Genomic DNA, 17,910 nt, shown 5'->3' on the forward strand with positions numbered 1-17,910 from the left:
AGTACAGACCGGCATGCAGAGATCCCTGGGCGGACGTTTAGGACCGCTCGATAGGGTCATCACTGAGGGTTCCGCCCATCTGCCGAGGAGCACAACCATCGTGGCTGCCAACCGATCTGAGCACCCCGCACTCAACTGGTCCGACCTCGACCGCCGGGCCGTCGACACCGTCCGCGTGCTGGCCATGGACGCCGTGGAGAAATCCGGCAACGGCCACCCGGGCACCGCGATGAGCCTCGCGCCCGCGGCCTACCTGCTCTTCAACCGGGTCATGCGCCATAACCCGGCCGACCCGAACTGGCCCGGCCGGGACCGCTTCGTGCTCTCCGCGGGCCACTCCAGCCTCACCCTCTACATCCAGCTCTTCCTCTCCGGCTACCCGCTGGCCCTGCAGGACCTGGAGTCGCTGCGGCAGTGGGGCTCGCTGACCCCGGGCCACCCCGAGCACGGGCACACCCCCGGCGTGGAGACCACCACCGGGCCGCTCGGGCAGGGCCTCGGCAACGCGGTCGGCATGGCGATGGCCGCCCGCCGCGAGCGCGGCCTGTTCGACCCGGAGGCCGAGCCGGGCCGGTCGGTCTTCGACCACGACATCTGGTGCATCGTCTCCGACGGCGACATCGAGGAGGGCATCAGCCACGAGGCGAGCGCGCTCGCCGGGCACCAGCAGCTCGGCAACCTCACGGTGATCTACGACGACAACGAGATCTCGATCGAGGACGACACCCGGATCGCCAAGAGCGAGGACGTCGCGGCCCGTTACGAGGCGTACGGCTGGCACGTGCAGACCGTCGACTGGCGCGCCGGCGACGCCGACCAGGGCGACTACCACGAGGACGTCGAGGCCCTGCACCGGGCGCTGCTGGCGGCGAAGGCCGAGACCGGCCGCCCCTCCTTCATCGCGCTGCGCACCATCATCGGCTGGCCCGCGCCCAACAAGAAGAACACCGGCAAGATCCACGGTTCGGCGCTCGGCGGCGACGAGGTGGCCGCCACCAAGAAGCTCCTCGGCTTCGACCCGGCGCGGACCTTCGAGGTCGACGAGGAGATGCTCGGCCACGCCCGCACGGTGATGGAGCGCGGCGCCCGGGCCCAGCAGGAGTGGACCACGGCGTTCGACGGCTGGGCGAAGGCCAACCCGGAGCGTCACGCGCTCTACGACCGGATGGCCGGGCGGATCCTGCCGAGCGGCTGGACCGAGGCGCTGCCGGAGTTCCCGGCCGACGCCAAGGGCGTCGCCACCCGGGCCGCCTCCGGCAAGGTCCTGGAGGCGCTCGCCGGAGTGCTGCCGGAGCTGTGGGGTGGCTCGGCCGACCTGGCGGAGAGCAACAACACCACCATGAAGGGCGAGCCGTCCTTCGTCCCCGCCGTCCACGCCACCAAGGGCTTCCCCGGCCACGAGTACGGCCGCACGCTGCACTTCGGCATCCGTGAGCACGCCATGGGTGCGATCCTCAACGGCATCGCGCTGCACGGCGGCACCCGCCCGTACGGCGGCACCTTCCTGGTGTTCAGCGACTACATGCGCCCGGCGGTGCGCCTCGCCGCGCTGATGAAGCTGCCGGTGGTCTACGTCTGGACGCACGACTCGATCGGCCTCGGCGAGGACGGCCCCACGCACCAGCCGGTGGAGCACCTGACCGCGCTGCGCGCCATCCCCGGCCTGGACGTGGTCCGGCCGGCCGACGCCAACGAGACGGTCTGGGCCTGGCGGCAGGCCCTGGAGCACACCGACCGGCCGACGGCGCTGGCGCTGAGCCGGCAGGCGCTGCCGACGATGGACCGCTCGGCCCTGGCCGGCGCGGAGGGCGTGACCAAGGGCGGCTACGTGCTGGCGGAGGCGTCCAACGGCAAGCCGCAGGTGATCCTCATCGGCACCGGCTCCGAGGTGCAGCTCTGCCTCACCGCCCGCGAGCGGCTGGAGGCCGACGGCACCCCCACCCGGGTCGTCTCGATGCCCTGCCAGGAGTGGTTCTTCGAGCAGGACGAGGCGTACCGGGAGTCGGTACTGCCGCGCGGGGTAAAGGCACGGGTGAGCGTGGAGGCGGGCATCGCCATGTCCTGGCACGGCATCGTCGGCGACTGCGGCGAGAGCGTGAGCCTGGAGCACTACGGCGCGAGCGCCCCGCACTCCGTGCTCTTCGAGCAGTTCGGCTTCACCCCCGACCGGATCGTGGCCGCCGCGCACGCGGCGCTGACCCGGATGGGCGACATCACCGGTTTCACGACCGGCAACTGAGGGGAGCGTGGACGGCATGACGGACAGGCTTAGTGAACTCACCGCCGCAGGCGTGGCGGTCTGGCTCGACGACCTTTCCCGGGTACGGCTGTCCTCCGGCGGGCTGGACCAGCTCCGCCGGGAGAAGCACGTGGCCGGGGTGACCACCAACCCGACGATCTTCGCCAAGGCGCTGAGCGACGCCGACGAGTACGACTGGCAACTGCGCGACCTCGCCGCCCGTGGCGTGGAGGTCGAGGAGGCCGTACGCATGCTCACCACGTACGACGTGCGGTGGGCGTGCGACGTGATGCGCCCGTCGTACGAGGGCAGCGGCGGCGTCGACGGCCGGGTCTCCATCGAGGTGGACCCGCGGCTGGCCCACGAGACCGACAGGACGGTCGCCGAGGCCAAGGCGCTGTGGTGGCTGGTCGACCGGCCCAATCTCTTCATCAAGATCCCGGCCACCGAGGCCGGCCTGCCGGCCATCACCGCCACCCTGGCCGAGGGGATCAGCGTCAACGTCACGCTGATCTTCGGGCTGGAGCGCTACTCGCAGGTGATGGAGGCGTTCCTGGCCGGTCTCGAGAAGGCCAAGGCCAACGGCCACGACCTGTCGAAGATCGGCTCGGTCGCCTCGTTCTTCGTCTCCCGCGTCGACAGCGAGATCGACAAGCGCCTGGAGAAGCTCGGCTCCGACGAGGCCAAGGCGCTGCGCGGCAAGGCCGCCGTCGCCAACGCCAAGCTGGCGTACGAGCGCTACGGCGAGGTGTTCTCCTCCGACCGGTGGCAGGCGCTCGCCGACGCCGGCGCCCACCCGCAGCGGCCGCTGTGGGCCTCCACCTCGACCAAGAACCCGGACTACCGGGACGTCATCTACGTCGAGGAGCTGATCGCCCCCGGCACGGTCAACACCATGCCGGAGCCGGTCGTGCACGCGTACGCCGACCACGGCGAGACCCGCGGCGACACCATCACCGGCTCGTACGACGAGGCCCGCAAGGTCTTCGCGGACCTGGAGTCGGTCGGGATCGACGTGGCCGACGTGATCGAGACCCTGGAGCGCGAGGGCGTGGAGAAGTTCGAGACGAGCTGGCAGGAACTGCTCGACGGCGTCCGCAAGTCGCTGTCGGCCGCGGGCCGGGGCGCCGGGCACCCGGGCGACGCCGCGAAGGGCAACGCGCAGGCCGCGCAGCAGGCGGGAGGTAACGCGTGAGTGACCTGCTGGCCGGGGCGGTCGAGGCCGCCGCCGGGCTCTCCGTGCACGGGGCCGACACCGTCGACAAGTCGGCGCCCGCCTCCACCCGGGAGGCGCTGGTCGGTGCCGGCGTGCCGGGCAAGCTGGCCGCGAAGGACCCGACCCTGTGGGGCCCGGACGCCGAGGCCGAGGCGAAGATCCGCCTCGGCTGGGTGGACACCCACCTGCGCAGCCGGGAGCTGCTCCCCCAGCTCGCCGAGCTGAAGGCGGAGCTGGCCGACCTGGACCACGTGGTGCTCGCCGGGATGGGCGGCTCGTCGCTGGCCCCCGAGGTCATCGCCCGCACCCTCGGCAAGCAGCTGACGGTGCTCGACACCACCGACCCGGGACAGGTCCGGGCGGCGCTGGCCGACCGGCTGGAGCGCACCGTGGTGGTGGTGGCCAGCAAGTCCGGCTCGACGGTCGAGACCGACAGCCACCGCCGGGCCTACTGGCAGGCGTTCCTCGACGCGGGGATGACCGAGGCGGAGGCCGGCCGGCACTTCGTGGTCGTCACCGACCCGGGTTCGCCCCTGGAGCAGACCGCCGCCGAGATGGGTGCCTTCACGGTGCTCGCCGACCCGAACGTCGGCGGCCGCTACTCCGCGCTGACCGCGTTCGGGCTGGTCCCGTCGGCGCTGGCCGGCGTCGAGGTGGGCGAGCTGCTCGACCAGGCCGACGCGCTGGCGCGGTCGCTGGGCGGGGACCGCGACAACCCGGGCCTGGCGCTCGGCGCGGCGCTCGGGGCCGCGGCCACCATGGGCCGGGACAAGGTCGCCCTGATCTCCGACGGCACCGGCATCGAGGGCCTCGGCGACTGGGCGGAGCAGCTCATCGCCGAGTCCACCGGCAAGGCCGGCGTCGGCATCCTGCCGGTCGTCGTGGAGTCGCCGCAGAGCCCCGGCGCCGCCGGCGACGACGTGCTCACCGTGACCTACGGCGGCGCGCTGCCCGCCGGCGCCGTCCCGGCCGGCGGCGTCGACGCCGACGTGGCGGTCAACGGCCCGCTCGGCGCGCAGTTCCTGGCCTGGGAGTACGCCACCGCGATCGCCGGCGTGGTGCTGGGCATCGACCCGTTCAACCAGCCCAACGTCACCGAGAGCAAGGAGAACACCAACCGGATCCTCGCCTCGGGTCCGCCGGCGGAGACGCCGTCGTTCACCGAGGGCGCGATCGAGGTGTACGCGCCGCAGGGCGCCCCGGGCGACCTGGCCGGCGTGCTGCGCCTGCTGATCGACGGGGCGGGCGACGACGGCTACCTCGCGGTGATGGCGTACCTCGACCGGTTCGCCGACGCCGACGCGGCCCGGCTGCGGCCGCTGCTGGCCGGCGCCGCCGGCCGTCCCGTCACCTTCGGTTGGGGCCCGCGGTTCCTGCACTCCACCGGCCAGTACCACAAGGGCGGTCCGCAGGTCGGCAGCTACCTCCAGCTCACCGGCGCGGTCGTCGACGACCTGCCGGTGCCGGGGCGGCCGTACACCTTCGGCGAGTTGCAGGCGGCGCAGGCCGCCGGCGACCGGCAGGCCCTGGCCGAGCGGGAGCGCCCGGTGGTCCGGCTGCACCTGACCGACCGGTCGGCGGGCGTGGCCCAGCTGCTCGATGCGGCCGGGGCGTTGCGGGCGTGACGATGAGGACCATGGACGACGCGGAGCGAGGAGGCGGTGTGAACCCGCTGCGCGACCCGCAGGACCGCCGGCTGCCGAGGATCCCGGAGTCGTGCGCTCTGGTGATCTTCGGCGTCACCGGTGACCTGGCCCGCAAGAAGCTCCTCCCGGCCGTGTACGACCTGGCGAACCGGGGGCTGCTGCCCCCGGGCTTCGCCGTGCTCGGCTTCGCCCGCCGGGACTGGGGCGACGGGGACTTCGAGTCGCTCGCCCACGAGGCGGCAAAGAAGCACGCCCGCACCCCCTGGCGGGAGGAGGTGTGGGCGCGCCTGGCGGGCAACATCAAGTTCGTCGGCGGCTCGTTCGACGACGACGCCGCGTTCGACCACCTCTCCGAGATGCTGGACGAGCTGCGCCAGACGCACGGCATCCCGGGCAACGCCGCCTTCTACTTCTCCATCCCCCCGGCGGCGTTCCCCGTGGTCCTCAAGCAGCTGGCCCGCACCGGGATGGCCGACAACGCCAAGTCCGGCGGCTGGCGCCGGGTGGTGGTGGAGAAGCCCTTCGGGCACGACCTGCCGTCGGCGAAGGCGCTCAACGACCTGGTCGACGACGTCTTCACCCGCAAGGACGTCTTCCGCATCGACCACTACCTGGGCAAGGAGACCGTCCAGAACATCCTCGCCCTGCGGTTCGCCAACAACCTGTTCGAGCCGCTGTGGAACTCCAAGTACGTCGACTCGGTGCAGATCACCATGGCCGAGGACGTCGGCATCGGCACCCGCGCCGGCTTCTACGACTCGGCCGGCGCGGCCCGCGACGTGTTCCAGAACCACCTGCTCCAGCTGCTGGCGCTGGTGGCGATGGAGGAGCCGACGAGCTTCGACGCCGACGAGATCCGCACGGAGAAGCTCAAGGTGCTCCGGGCGATCACCCTGCCCAAGGACGTCGCCGAGGGCACCGTACGCGGCCAGTACCTGCCCGGCTGGGTGGGCGGCGAGCGCGCCGTCGGGTACCTGGAGGAGGAGGGCGTCCCGGAGGACTCCACCACGGAGACCTACGTGGCCGTCCGGCTCGGCATCCAGAACCGCCGCTGGGCGGAGGTGCCGTTCTACATCCGGGCCGGCAAGCGGCTACCGCGGCGCGTCACCGAGGTCGCCATCATGTTCAAGCGGGCGCCGCACCTGCCATTCAACGAGGCCGACATGGAGTCGCTGGGCAACAACCAGCTCGTCATCCGGGTGCAGCCGGATGAGGGCGTGGTGCTCAAGTTCGGCTCCAAGGTGCCCGGCACCACGATGGAGGTCCGCGACATCGCCATGGACTTCCAGTACGGCGAGGCGTTCACCGAGGCCAGCCCCGAGGCGTACGAGCGGCTCGTGCTGGACGTGCTGATCGGCGACCGCACGCTCTTCCCCGACGCCGCCGAGGTCGAGCAGAGCTGGCAGGTGGTGGACCCGCTGGAGCACGCGTGGGCGGGCACCACCCCGGAGCCGTACCGGGCCGGCGAGTGGGGCCCCCGGGCCGCCGACGAGATGCTGGCCCGTGAGGGCCGCGCCTGGCGGCGCGCGTGAGCGCGAGGAGTAAGCCGGTTCTGCGAGCCTCGCGGTCGCGAACGAAGGCAGGTGCCGTGAGCAGGCGCAGCGAGCAAACCAGGAGGCTCCAGTGATCGGCCTGTGGGACACCACCGGGAACGAGGTGGTCAAGGCGCTCGCCGCCGAGCGGCGCAGCGCCGGCGGGGTGGCCAGCGGCATGGCGCTCACCCTGATCGTCGTGGTGGACGAGAAGCGGGTCCGCGAGGCGGAGGCGGCGGCGACGATAGCCGCCGCCGCCCACCCCTGCCGGCTGCTGGTGGTGGTCCGCACCGACGTGGAGCGCGAACGCAACCGGCTGGACGCGGAGATCGTCGTCGGCGGCCGGCTCGGCCCGTGCGAGGCGGTGGTCACCCGGATGTACGGACGGCTGGCCCTGCACGCCGAGTCGGTGGTGATGCCGCTGCTGGTGCCGGACGTACCGGTGGTGACGTGGTGGCACGGCGAGCCGCCGACCGAGATCTCCACGGACTTCCTCGGCGTGGTGGCCGACCGGCGGATCACCGACAGCGCGCAGGCCGCCGACCCGATCGAGGCGCTGCGCCAGCGGGCCCGGGACTACGCGCCCGGCGACACCGACCTGGCCTGGACCCGGATCACCCCGTGGCGCACCCTCGTGGCGGGGGCCTTCGACACCACCCAGGCCAGGGTCACCGAGGCGACCGTGGTGGCACCGCCGAGCGACCCGACCGCCGCGCTGATGCAGGGATGGCTGGCCGCGCGGCTCGGCATCCGGCCGACGTGGGAGCACAGCGACGCGTCCCCCCGGATGCGCGAGGTGCAGCTGCGCTGCGCCAACGGCGACACGCTGACGCTCACCCGCGACGACAGCGTGGCGACGTTCCGCCGTACCGGCCAGGAGGACCGGCAGCTGCCGCTCGTCCGGCGGCCGCTCGGCGACGAACTGGCCGAGGAGTTGCGCCGGCTCGACGCCGACCAGGTGTACGCGGAGGCGCTGGGTACGGCGGCCGGGCTGACCGACCTCGACCAGCGCCCGCCGCAGCGGGTGCACGTCTGGAAGGACCCGGCCACCGCCCAGCGGGCCGAGGCGGGGGTCACGGCGCACGTGGGTACGAGCGCCCAGCACTGAGCGCCCGGCTGTCGGGGGCACCACGGAAGACCGGCCGCGCGGCGGCCGGAGAAACGAAGGCACACAGATGAGTGAGGCGAGTGTCGCCGTCCACGCCGACGCCGACCTGCTGGCCCAGGCGGTGGCCGCCCGGTTGCTGGTCAAGCTGCTCGACGCACAGGCCGAGCGGGGCCACGCGTCGGTGGTGCTGACCGGCGGGCGGATAGCCGCGGCGGTGCACCGGGCGGTGGCGGCGCTGCCGGCCCGCGACGCCGTCGACTGGTCGCGGGTGGACGTCTGGTGGGGCGACGAGCGGTTCCTGCCCGCCGGCGACCCCGAGCGCAACGAGACCCAGGCGCGCGCCACGCTGCTGGACGCGGTGCCGCTGGACCCGGCCCGGGTGCACCCCATGCCGGCCTCCGACGGCCAGGCCGGGCCGGACCCGGAGGAGGCGGCGGCCCGCTACGCCCAGGAGCTGGCCCGCGCGGCGCGTCCGGGCCACGCCGCGCTCCCCCACTTCGACGTGCTGATGCTGGGCGTCGGCGAGGACGGGCACGTCGCCTCGGTCTTCCCCGAGCATCCGGTGCACCACGACAGCCGGCCGGTCAGCGCGGTGCGGGGCAGCCCGAAGCCCCCACCGGTGCGGACCACGCTGACCCTCCCGGCGATCAACACCGCCGAGGAGGTCTGGCTCGTGGCCAGCGGGTCCGACAAGGCCCGGGCGGTCGGCATGGCGCTGGCCGGGGCGGGGCCGGTGCAACTGCCGGCGGCCGGCGTGCAGGGCACCGGCCGTACCCTCTGGCTGCTGGACCGGGCGGCGGCGGCCGACGTACCGGCCCGCCTGCGCAGCCTGCGCTGAACAACGGAGGACCCCTCGTCCGCGCCCTGGCGGCGACGAGGGGTCCTTCGCTGTCCGCCGTGGGCGGGGAAAGTCGTCTAGCCGGCGGGACGGCCCCGCCGGCGGCGCAGGGCGGCGAGGGCCTCGGCCAGGATGGCCTCGCCCTCCTCGGCGGTGCGCCGCTCCTTCACGTACGCCAGGTGGGTCTTGTAGGGCTCGGGACGGGCGCGGCCCGGCGGGTTCTGCGCGTCCCGGCCGGCCGGCAGGCCGCAGCGCGGGCAGTCCCACACCTGCGGCACCTCGACCTCGGCGGCGAGCCGGATCTCGGTGCGGTGGGCGTTGCGGCACCAGTAGGTCACCGTCCGGCACGGGGCCGGCTGGTGGCGTTGGGCGCGGTGGTCCGGCGCGGACCCGACCCGGGTGCCCCGGATGACGTTGCCAATGGGCACGGCTGCTCGCTCCTGTCGTCGGAGGGGAACCGCCGCCGGAGGGGCGGCGGGCGACGCGGTGCAGCGGGTGGAACGAACTGCGCGCGGCCCGTCGGTGACGGACCGCGCGCAGATTCTACGACTCGGCGGGCTCAGACCGTGCCGCTGGCCATCTGGAGGCGGAGCCAGAGCCCCAGCCCGACGATGCAGGCGAACCAGACGATGCCCACCAGGACGGTGTAGCGGTCGAGGTTCTTCTCCGCCACCGAGGACCCGGCGAGGCTGGAGCTGACGCCACCGCCGAACATGCTCGACAACCCGCCGCCCTTACCGCGGTGCAGCAGGATCAGCATGGTCAACAGAACGCTCGTGATGACCAGCAACACGATCAACGTGTATGCGAACCAGATCGGCATGGCTGGGGTCAGTCCTCTCGTTACGATCCTCGCCCGGGCAGATCGGGCACGGTGGCACCGACCGACGGACGGGCGGAGTCAAGGATAGCGAGCGATCAGCGGGAGATGTGCTCCGGGAACCGGCAGATCTTCGCGAACTCCTCGGCGTCCAGGCTCGCGCCGCCCACCAACGCCCCGTCGACGTCCGGCTGGGCCATGATCGCCGCGACGTTGGAGGACTTGACCGACCCGCCGTAGAGGACCCGGACCGTGTCGGCGGTGTCCTGACCGAAGGACTCGGCCAGGCGCTGACGGACCGCGCCGCACACCTCCTGGGCGTCGTCGGGGGTGGCCGTCTTGCCCGTGCCGATCGCCCAGACCGGCTCGTAGGCCACCACGACCTTCGCCACCTGCTCGGCGGTCAGCCCCTTCAGGGCGCCGTCGAGCTGGTCGCTGCAGTGCGCCACGTGGGTGCCCTGGTCGCGCACGTCGAGCCCCTCCCCCACGCAGAGGATCGGGGTGAGCCCGTGGGTCAGCGCCGCCTGCACCTTGGCGTTGACGACCGCGTCGTCCTCGTGGTGGTAGGCCCGCCGCTCGGAGTGCCCGATCACCACGTACGTGCAGCCGAGCTTCGCCAGCATGGAGCCGGAGATGTCGCCGGTGTAGGCCCCCGACGCGTGCGGCGAGAGGTCCTGCGCGCCGTAGCCGATGAGCAGCTTGTCGCCGTCGACGGCGGTCTGGACCGTACGCAGGTCGGTGAACGGCGGCAGGACCACCGTCTCGACGTCGGTGAGCTGCTTCTCGGTGAGGCTGGCCGCCAGCTTCTGCACCAGCAGGTTGGCCTCGAGGTGGTTGCAGTTCATCTTCCAGTTGCCGGCCATCAGGGGCCGGCGGGTGACGCTCGCCATCAGTTCTCCAGGGCCGCGATGCCGGGGAGGGTCTTGCCCTCCAGGTATTCCAGGGAGGCGCCACCGCCGGTGGAGATGTGCCCGAAGGACGACTCGTCCAGCCCGAGCGCCCGGACCGCGGCGGCGGAGTCACCGCCACCGACGACCGTGAACGCGTCGGCCTTGGCGATCGTCTCGGCGATCCCCCGGGTGCCGTGGGCGAACGCCGGCATCTCGAACACGCCCATCGGGCCGTTCCAGAAGATCGTCCGCGCGCCCTTGAGGGCGGCGGCGAAGCCGGCGACCGTCTCCGGCCCGATGTCGAGCCCGACCCGCTTGCTCGGGATGCCGTCGGCCGGCACGGTGTCGTGCGCGGCGTCCGGGGCGAACGCGTCCGCGGCCACCACGTCGACCGGGAGCATGATCTTGCCCTCGGAGCGCTCCAGCAGGTTGCGGCAGGTCTCGACCATCTCCTCCTCCAGCAGCGAGGAGCCCACCTCGTGGCCCTGGGCCTTGAGGAAGGTGAAGCACATGCCGCCGCCGATCAGCAGCCGGTCGACCGTCGGCAGCAGCGCCTCGATCACCGCCAGCTTGTCGGAGACCTTCGAGCCACCGAGCACCACCACGTACGGGCGCTCCGGCTCGCCGGTCAGCCGGGACAGGACCTCCACCTCGCGCAGCACCAGCCGGCCGGCGACGTGCGGCAGCCGGGCCGGCACGTCGTGCACGCTGGCGTGCTTGCGGTGCACCGCGCCGAACGCGTCGTCGACGTAGGCGTCGCCGAACGCGGCGAGCTGGTCGGCGAAGGCGCCCCGCTCGGCGTCGTCCTTGCTGGTCTCACCGGCGTTGAAGCGCAGGTTCTCCAGCAGCGCGACCTCGCCGTCGGCGAGCGCGTCCACGGTGGAGCGGGCGGCATCGCCGACGGTGTCGGTGGCGAAGTGCACCCGCGTGCCGAGCAGCTCACCGAGCCGCCCGGCGACCGGGCCCAGGCTGAACTGCGGGTCCGGCGCGCCCTTCGGGCGGCCCAGGTGCGAGCAGACGACCACCTTGGCGCCGGCTCCGGTGAGGGCGCTGAGGGTCGGCAGCACGGCCCGGATGCGGCCGTCGTCGGTGATGTCGCCGGTCTGCTTGTCGAGCGGGACGTTCAGGTCGGCGCGCACCAGCACGCGCCGACCCGACACCCCCTCGGCGAGCAGGTCGTCGAGGGTACGGATGCTCACAGCGACTGACCGACCAGCTTGACCAGGTCGACCAGGCGGTTCGAGTAGCCCCACTCGTTGTCGTACCAGCCGACGACCTTGACCTGGTTGCCGACGACCTTGGTCAGCGGCGCGTCGAAGATGCACGACGCCGGGTCGGTGACGATGTCGGCGGAGACGATCGGGTCCTCGTTGTAGACCAGGACGCCCTTGAGCGGCCCCTCGGCGGCGGCCTTCAGCGCGGCGTTGACCTCGTCCACCGTGGTCTCCCGGGCGACGTCGACCGTGAGGTCGGTGGCCGAGCCGGTCGGGATCGGCACGCGCAGCGCGTAGCCGTCCAGCTTGCCCTTGAGCTCCGGCAGCACCAGGCCGATCGCCTTCGCCGCGCCGGTCGAGGTCGGCACGATGTTCAGCGCGGCGGCGCGGGCCCGACGCAGGTCCTTGTGCGGCGCGTCCTGGAGGTTCTGGTCCTGGGTGTACGCGTGGATCGTCGTCATCAGGCCGTGCTGGATGCCGAACGTGTCGTGCAGGACCTTCGCCATCGGCGCCAGGCAGTTGGTGGTGCAGGAGGCGTTCGAGATGATGGTGTGCTTGGCCGGGTCGTACTGGTCGTGGTTGACGCCCATGACGACCGTGACGTCCTCGTTCTTCGCCGGAGCGGAGATGATGACCTTCTTGGCCCCGCCGTCGACGTGCGCCTTCGCCTTGGTGGCGTCGGTGAAGAAGCCGGTGGACTCGATGACGACGTCCGCGCCGACCTCGCCCCACGGCAGCTTCGACGGGTCCTTCTCGGCGTACGCCTTGATGGTCTTGCCACCCACGGTGATCTCGTCGGCGGTGGCCTTCACCTCGTGCGGGAGGCGGCCCAGGATGCTGTCGTACTTGAGCAGGTGGGCGAGCGTCGCGTTGTCGGTCAGGTCGTTGACCGCCACGACCTCGATGTCAGCGCCGGACGCCAGCACTGCCCGGAAGAAGTTGCGGCCGATCCGGCCGAAGCCGTTGATGCCAACCCGGATGGTCACAGGTCCCATCTCCTTGCGTTCTGGTCCGCCGGCGTCAGACCCGGGCCGGCGGAGGTGTGTGCGCCGACCGTTGGAGCCGGCCGTTGACGATTCATCTCGGCCACCCCGCCGCGGTCTCGAAGGACCTGACCGCCCGAGGCGGTGTGCACGGCGAGGAATGCCTGTGCCGGCCTCCTTGCCGTACGCAGCGACCCTATCCGAGCGTGCGGCGCAGTGCAGCGCCGGGTGGTGGCCCCACCGGCACCGCCGACCCGCTCCGTCCTATCAGACCACGAGCATGTCGGGCGTGACGGCCGCTTCCGTATCCGGGATGCCCAGGTCCCGGGCCCGCTTGTCGGCCAGCGCGAGCAACCGGCGGATCCGGCCGGCGATGGCGTCCTTGGTCAGCGGCGGGTCGGCCAGCGCGCCCAGCTCCTCCAACGAGGCCTGCCGGTGCTCCAGGCGCAGCCGGCCGGCCGAGGTGAGGTGGTTGGGCGCGTCCTCGGCGAGGATCTCCAGCGCCCGGGTCACCCGGGCGGCGGCGGCGACCGCGGCCCGCGCCGAGCGGCGCAGGTTGGCGTCGTCGAAGTTGGCCAGCCGGTTGGCCGTGGCCCGCACCTCGCGGCGTACCCGGCGCTCCTCCCAGGCCAGCACGCTGGAGTGGGCGCCGATCCGGGTGAGCAGCGCGGCGATCGCGTCGCCGTCCTTGACCACCACCCGGTCCACGCCGCGCACCTCGCGGTTCTTGGCGGTGATGCCGATGCGCCGGGCCGCGCCCACCAGGGCCAGCGCCGACTCCGGGCCGGGGCAGGTGATCTCCAGCGCGCTGGAGCGACCCGGCTCCGTCAGCGAGCCGTGCGCCATGAACGCGCCACGCCACGCCGACACCGCGCAGCAGACGTTCGCGGCCACGACGTGCGGCGGCAGGCCCCGCACGGGGCGTCCCCGCACGTCGAGCAGCCCCGTCTGCCGCGCGAGGGCCTCACCGTCCTTGACCACCCGCACGATGAAGTGGCTGCCCTTGCGCAGGCCACCGGACGCGAGCACGTGGATCTCGCTCGGATAGCCGTAGACCTCCGCGATCTCCCGTCGCAGCCGCCGGGCCACCGCCCCCGTGTCGAGTTCGGCCTCCACCACGACCCGACCGGAGACGATGTGCAGCCCGCCGGCGAAGCGCAGCAGCGCCGCCATCTCCGCCCGCCGGCAGCAGGGCTTGGGCACGTCGACCCGACTCAGCTCGTCCTTGACCGCAGCCGTCATCGCCATTGTGCGTCCCCTCACGGACCTGTTCCGGCGTGTCGCCGGAGATTACGTACGTGTCTAACGATCGGCGCCCAGGACAGGCACCAGTGCGGCGCCCAGGGCGGCCGGATCATGACGGGGAGTGCCGTCGGTGACCGCGACGGGAGCGAGGACCAGGCGGGCACCCAGCGATTCTGCCGCACGTTCGACCGGTTCGGGGTCACCCGCCGCCTTGGAATCGGCGACCACACGGTCGACCCTCAGCTCCGGCAGGTACGCGCGCAGCGCGGCCAGATGGTCGGCCTGGGAGAGCCCGGAGGTCTCCTTCTCGGCGGCGAGGTTCAACGTGACGAGCCGCCGCGCCGGGCTGGCGACGATCGCGGCGGCGAGCTGCGGCACCAGCAGGTGCGGCAGCACGCTCGTGTACCAGCTGCCCGGCCCGAAGATCAGCCAGTCGGCCGCGCCGATCGCGGCGACCGCCTGCGGGCAGGCCTCCGGCGCGGCCGGGGTGAGCCGCAACGACTCCACCCGACCGGTGGTCACCGCGACCTGGTGCTGGCCGGTGACCGTACGCACCTCGTCCGGCCGGCGCGGATCGGCGCCGCGCACCCGCGCCTCGATCCCCACCGGCTCACACGACATCGGCAGCACCCGGCCCACCGCGCCGAGCATCGCGCCCGCGTGCTCCAGGGCGGCCACCGGGTCGCCGAGCAGCTCCATCAGCCCACACAGCACCAGGTTGCCCACCGCGTGCCCGGCCAGCCCGACACCGTCGGCACCCGGCCGTCCACCGGCGCTCCCGGCCCGGGCGGGAACGGCCGCTCCGGGGACGTGCGGCAGGGCCGCCCCCGACCCGCCTGCGGCCGAAGCCGGGTCGGCGACGCGCGGCGCCGGCACCTCGGCGAAGCGGTGCTGGAAGAGCCCCGCGCTGCGGCGGGTGGCCGGGTGGTCCCCGGCCAGCGCCACGAGCGCCTGCCGCAGGTCGCCCGGGGGCAGGCCGCCCCGCTCCGCGCGCAGCCGGCCGCTGGAGCCGCCGTCGTCGCCGACGGTGACCACCGCCGTGATGTCCAGGTCCAGCTCGGGGGCGCAGCGGCGCAGGGCACGCAGCGAGGCGGACAGGCCGTGCCCGCCGCCGAACGCGACCACGCGCGTCGCCGTCACTCGCGCCCCAGGTCGCGGTGCTGGGCGTTGGCGGCCAGACCGGAGTGGCGCAGCCGGGCCGCCAGCTCCTCGGCGATGGCGACGCTGCGGTGCTTGCCGCCCGTGCAGCCGACCGCCACGGTCAGGTAGCGCTTGCCCTCGCGCTCGAAGCCGACGGTGGTGGCGTTGACCAGGTCCGCGTACGAGCCGACGAAGGCGTCCGCGCCCTCCTGCCCGAGCACGTACGAGCTGACCGCCTCCTCGCGGCCGGTGTGCTCGCGCAGCTCCGGCACCCAGTACGGATTGGGCAGGAACCGGGCGTCGAGCACGAAGTCGGCGTCGGGCGGCAGGCCGTACTTGAAGCCGAAGGAGAGCACGGTGACGCGCAGCCGGCGGGCGTCCTCGCCGCCGAAGAGCTCCTCGACGCGCCGGCGCAGCTGGTTGACGTTCAGGTGGCTGGTGTCGATGATCACGTCCGCCTGGTCGCGGGCCTCCTCCAGCAGGCCGCGCTCGACCGCGATGCCGTCGGCGAGGCGCCCGTCGCCCTGCAGTGGGTGCGAGCGCCGGACGCTCTCGAACCGGCGGATCAGCACCTCGTCGTCGGCGTCGACGAAGACGACCCGGGGCGAGAAGCCGCGCTCCTTCAGCTCCCGGATCGCCCCCGCCAGGTCGGTGGAGAAGGCGCGCGAGCGCACGTCCAGCACCATCGCCGTACGCCGGGCCGCCCCGCCCGCCTTGAACGCCAGCTCGGCCATGTCGAGCATGAGCGCCTGGGGCAGGTTGTCCACCACGTAGAACCCGACGTTCTCCAACGCCCTGGCCACCGTGCTGCGACCGCCGCCGGAGAGACCGGTGACCACCACCAGGGTGGTGTCCGACTCCGCCGGTGTGTGCTGCCCGGTCACCGTCACGCTCCGTTCCTCGGCCGTACGCGCCTCGCTCACCCGCTACCCCCAAGCCCTGGCGCCGTGGCCGGCACCCCCGGCCGCGCGTGGTCAATCAGCGACTCTATCCCGCCGCGCCGGGCCAGCCGTCGTACGCCCGCGGTGCCGGCCGCCCGGCGCGCCCGGGCCGCTCACCCGCACCGGCTGTCGGGGGAGGTTCGTAGAATCCCCGGATGGCTTCCCCCACCGACCTGCGCTCCTCCGCCGCCCTGGAGGTGCTGCGCCGGGTCTTCGGCTACGACGCCTTCCGCGGCTTCCAGCAGGAGGTCATCGACCACGTGGTGGCCGGCGGCGACGCGCTGGTCCTGATGCCCACCGGCGGCGGCAAGTCGCTGTGCTACCAGATCCCGGCGCTGGTCCGCGACGGCGTGGCGGTGGTGGTCTCCCCCCTGATCGCGCTGATGCAGGACCAGGTCGACGCGCTGACGGCGGTCGGCGTGCGGGCCGGCTTCCTCAACTCCACCCAGGATCTCGACGCCCGCCGCACCGTGGAGCGGGCGTTCGTCGCCGGCGAGCTGGACCTGCTCTACCTCGCCCCCGAGGCGCTGGGCACCCGAGGCGTGCAGCAGCTGCTCGACCGGGGCCGCATCGCCCTGTTCGCCATCGACGAGGCGCACTGCGTGTCGCAGTGGGGGCACGACTTCCGCCCCGACTACCTCGCCCTGTCGATGCTGCACGAGCGCTGGCCGGACGTGCCCCGCATCGCGCTCACCGCCACCGCGACCAGTGCGACCCGCGACGAGATCGCCACCCGGCTCAAGCTCACCGACGCCCGGCACTTCGTGGCCAGCTTCGACCGGCCCAACATCCAGTACCGGATCGTGCCCAAGCGCGAGCCGCGCAAGCAGCTGCTGAGCCTGCTGCGCGACGAGCACCCCGGCGACGCGGGCATCGTCTACTGCCTCTCGCGCGCCTCCGTGGAGAAGACGGCGGACTTCCTGGCCGCCAACGGCGTCACCGCGCTGCCCTACCACGCCGGGCTCGACGCGGCGACCCGCGCGCGCAACCAGCAGCGGTTCCTGCGCGAGGACGGCCTGGTGATGGTGGCGACCATCGCGTTCGGCATGGGCATCGACAAGCCCGACGTCCGTTTCGTCGCCCACCTCGACCTGCCCAAGTCGGTCGAGGGCTACTACCAGGAGACCGGTCGCGCCGGGCGTGACGGGCTGCCGTCGACCGCCTGGCTGGCGTACGGGCTCCAGGACGTGGTGCAGCAGCGCAAGATGATCGAGACCTCCGACGGGGACCTCGCGCACCGGCGCAACCTCGCGGCCCACCTCGACGCGATGCTCGCCCTCTGCGAGACGGTCCGTTGCCGGCGCGGCCAGCTGCTCGACTACTTCGGCGAGAAGGCGACGGCCGCCTGCGGCAACTGCGACACCTGCCTCACCCCGCCGGAGTCCTGGGACGGCACCGTCGCGGCACAGAAGCTGCTCTCCACGGTCTACCGGCTCGACCGGGAACGCAACCAGCGCTTCGGCGCGGGGCACTGCGTCGACATCCTGCTCGGCCGCACGACGGACAAGGTCACCCAGTACGGCCACGACTCCCTGACCGTCTTCGGCATCGGCGGCGAGCTGCGCGAGGCCGAGTGGCGCGGCGTGGTGCGGCAACTGCTGGCCGAGGGCCTGTTGGCCGTCGAGGGCGACTACGGCACGCTGGCCCTGACCGAGGCCAGCGCCGAGGTGCTGGGCCGCCGCCGCACGGTGATGATGCGCCGCGAGCCGGAGAAGGTCGCGTCGTCGCGGTCGAGCAAGCCGCGCGGGGCGGCCACCGTCGTCGCCGAGCTCTCCCCGGCGGCGGCCGGGGTCTTCGAGCGGCTGCGCGCCTGGCGGGGAGCCGCCGCGAAGGAACAGGGCGTCCCGGCGTACGTGATCTTCCACGACGCCACGCTGCGGCAGATCGCCACCGACGCGCCGACGTCGCTGGCCGAGCTGTCCGCGGTCAGCGGCGTCGGCGAGAACAAGCTCGCGAAGTACGGCGAGCAGATCCTGGCGGTCCTGGCGGAGTGACCACCGGCCGGCGGAGTGACCGCCGACGGCGGAGCCACCCGGCCGGGTTGGTGGGCGTCAGCCCGGCGGAGCCACCCGGCCGGGTGGGTGCCCGGCGAAGCCAC

General features: G+C 73.1%; 15 protein-coding genes. 7 read left to right on the forward strand and 8 right to left on the reverse strand.

Annotated features, from left to right (window positions below; all coding sequences use genetic code 11):
* Positions 1-100 precede the first annotated feature (100 nt).
* The 6 genes from tkt (at position 101) to pgl (ending at position 8,579) form a co-directional block, all read left to right on the forward strand.
* Complete coding sequence (tkt, locus tag ACTMS2_RS07180) at positions 101-2,239, forward strand: transketolase (RefSeq protein WP_441174723.1); 2,139 nt, start codon at positions 101-103, stop codon at positions 2,237-2,239.
* A gap of 16 nt (positions 2,240-2,255) precedes the next feature.
* Positions 2,256-3,434 carry a transaldolase gene (gene tal / locus ACTMS2_RS07185; RefSeq protein ID WP_101411662.1) on the forward strand — a complete coding sequence of 393 codons (1,179 nt, stop codon included), beginning with the start codon at positions 2,256-2,258 and terminating at the stop codon, positions 3,432-3,434.
* Positions 3,431-5,080, forward strand: a complete 1,650-nt coding sequence (locus tag ACTMS2_RS07190; protein WP_441174724.1) for a glucose-6-phosphate isomerase — start codon at positions 3,431-3,433, stop codon at positions 5,078-5,080. The genes tal and ACTMS2_RS07190 overlap by 4 nt, the downstream gene beginning before the upstream one ends.
* Before the next feature lie 11 nt (positions 5,081-5,091).
* Positions 5,092-6,633, forward strand: a complete 1,542-nt coding sequence (gene zwf, locus ACTMS2_RS07195) for a glucose-6-phosphate dehydrogenase (RefSeq protein WP_374208799.1) — start codon at positions 5,092-5,094, stop codon at positions 6,631-6,633.
* A 91-nt stretch (positions 6,634-6,724) separates the two neighbouring features.
* Complete coding sequence (locus ACTMS2_RS07200) at positions 6,725-7,741, forward strand: glucose-6-phosphate dehydrogenase assembly protein OpcA (protein WP_441174726.1); 1,017 nt, start codon at positions 6,725-6,727, stop codon at positions 7,739-7,741.
* A gap of 67 nt (positions 7,742-7,808) precedes the next feature.
* Positions 7,809-8,579 (forward strand): 6-phosphogluconolactonase, encoded by a 771-nt coding sequence (pgl, locus tag ACTMS2_RS07205; protein ID WP_441174728.1) that lies wholly within the window; start codon positions 7,809-7,811, stop codon positions 8,577-8,579.
* A 77-nt stretch (positions 8,580-8,656) separates the two neighbouring features.
* Here the strand turns inward: pgl and ACTMS2_RS07210 are convergent, their stop codons facing one another.
* The 8 genes from ACTMS2_RS07210 to rapZ all read right to left on the reverse strand — a co-directional run bounded on the left by ACTMS2_RS07210 (position 8,657) and on the right by rapZ (position 15,755).
* On the reverse strand, positions 8,657-9,007 hold the full coding sequence (locus ACTMS2_RS07210; RefSeq protein WP_441174730.1) for an RNA polymerase-binding protein RbpA: 351 nt from the start codon (positions 9,005-9,007) through the stop codon (positions 8,657-8,659).
* 131 nt (positions 9,008-9,138) lie between these two features.
* Entirely contained in the window at positions 9,139-9,402 is a 264-nt protein-coding gene (secG, locus tag ACTMS2_RS07215; RefSeq protein ID WP_088999360.1) for a preprotein translocase subunit SecG, read from the reverse strand.
* 95 nt (positions 9,403-9,497) lie between these two features.
* Positions 9,498-10,289 carry a triose-phosphate isomerase gene (tpiA, locus tag ACTMS2_RS07220; protein ID WP_441174732.1) on the reverse strand — a complete coding sequence of 264 codons (792 nt, stop codon included), beginning with the start codon at positions 10,287-10,289 and terminating at the stop codon, positions 9,498-9,500.
* On the reverse strand, positions 10,289-11,488 hold the full coding sequence (locus ACTMS2_RS07225) for a phosphoglycerate kinase (protein ID WP_441174733.1): 1,200 nt from the start codon (positions 11,486-11,488) through the stop codon (positions 10,289-10,291). The genes tpiA and ACTMS2_RS07225 overlap by 1 nt, the downstream gene beginning before the upstream one ends.
* Entirely contained in the window at positions 11,485-12,489 is a 1,005-nt protein-coding gene (gene gap / locus ACTMS2_RS07230; RefSeq protein ID WP_088999357.1) for a type I glyceraldehyde-3-phosphate dehydrogenase, read from the reverse strand. Before gap ends, ACTMS2_RS07225 begins: the two co-directional genes overlap by 4 nt.
* A gap of 264 nt (positions 12,490-12,753) precedes the next feature.
* Positions 12,754-13,734 (reverse strand): DNA-binding protein WhiA, encoded by a 981-nt coding sequence (whiA, locus tag ACTMS2_RS07235; RefSeq protein WP_088999356.1) that lies wholly within the window; start codon positions 13,732-13,734, stop codon positions 12,754-12,756.
* Positions 13,735-13,788: 54 nt separating this feature from the next.
* Positions 13,789-14,871, reverse strand: a complete 1,083-nt coding sequence (locus ACTMS2_RS07240) for a gluconeogenesis factor YvcK family protein (RefSeq protein ID WP_441174735.1) — start codon at positions 14,869-14,871, stop codon at positions 13,789-13,791.
* Positions 14,868-15,755 (reverse strand): RNase adapter RapZ, encoded by an 888-nt coding sequence (gene rapZ / locus ACTMS2_RS07245; RefSeq protein WP_089003340.1) that lies wholly within the window; start codon positions 15,753-15,755, stop codon positions 14,868-14,870. The genes ACTMS2_RS07240 and rapZ overlap by 4 nt, the downstream gene beginning before the upstream one ends.
* Before the next feature lie 212 nt (positions 15,756-15,967).
* Between rapZ and recQ the strand changes: the two genes are divergently transcribed.
* Positions 15,968-17,806, forward strand: coding sequence for a DNA helicase RecQ (recQ, locus tag ACTMS2_RS07250; RefSeq protein WP_441174737.1), 1,839 nt, complete (start codon positions 15,968-15,970; stop codon positions 17,804-17,806).
* Positions 17,807-17,910: the final 104 nt, after the last annotated feature.

The sequence above is a fragment of the Micromonospora sp. SD12 genome (assembly GCF_052068495.1).
In the GTDB taxonomy this organism is placed as follows: domain Bacteria; phylum Actinomycetota; class Actinomycetes; order Mycobacteriales; family Micromonosporaceae; genus Micromonospora; species Micromonospora echinofusca.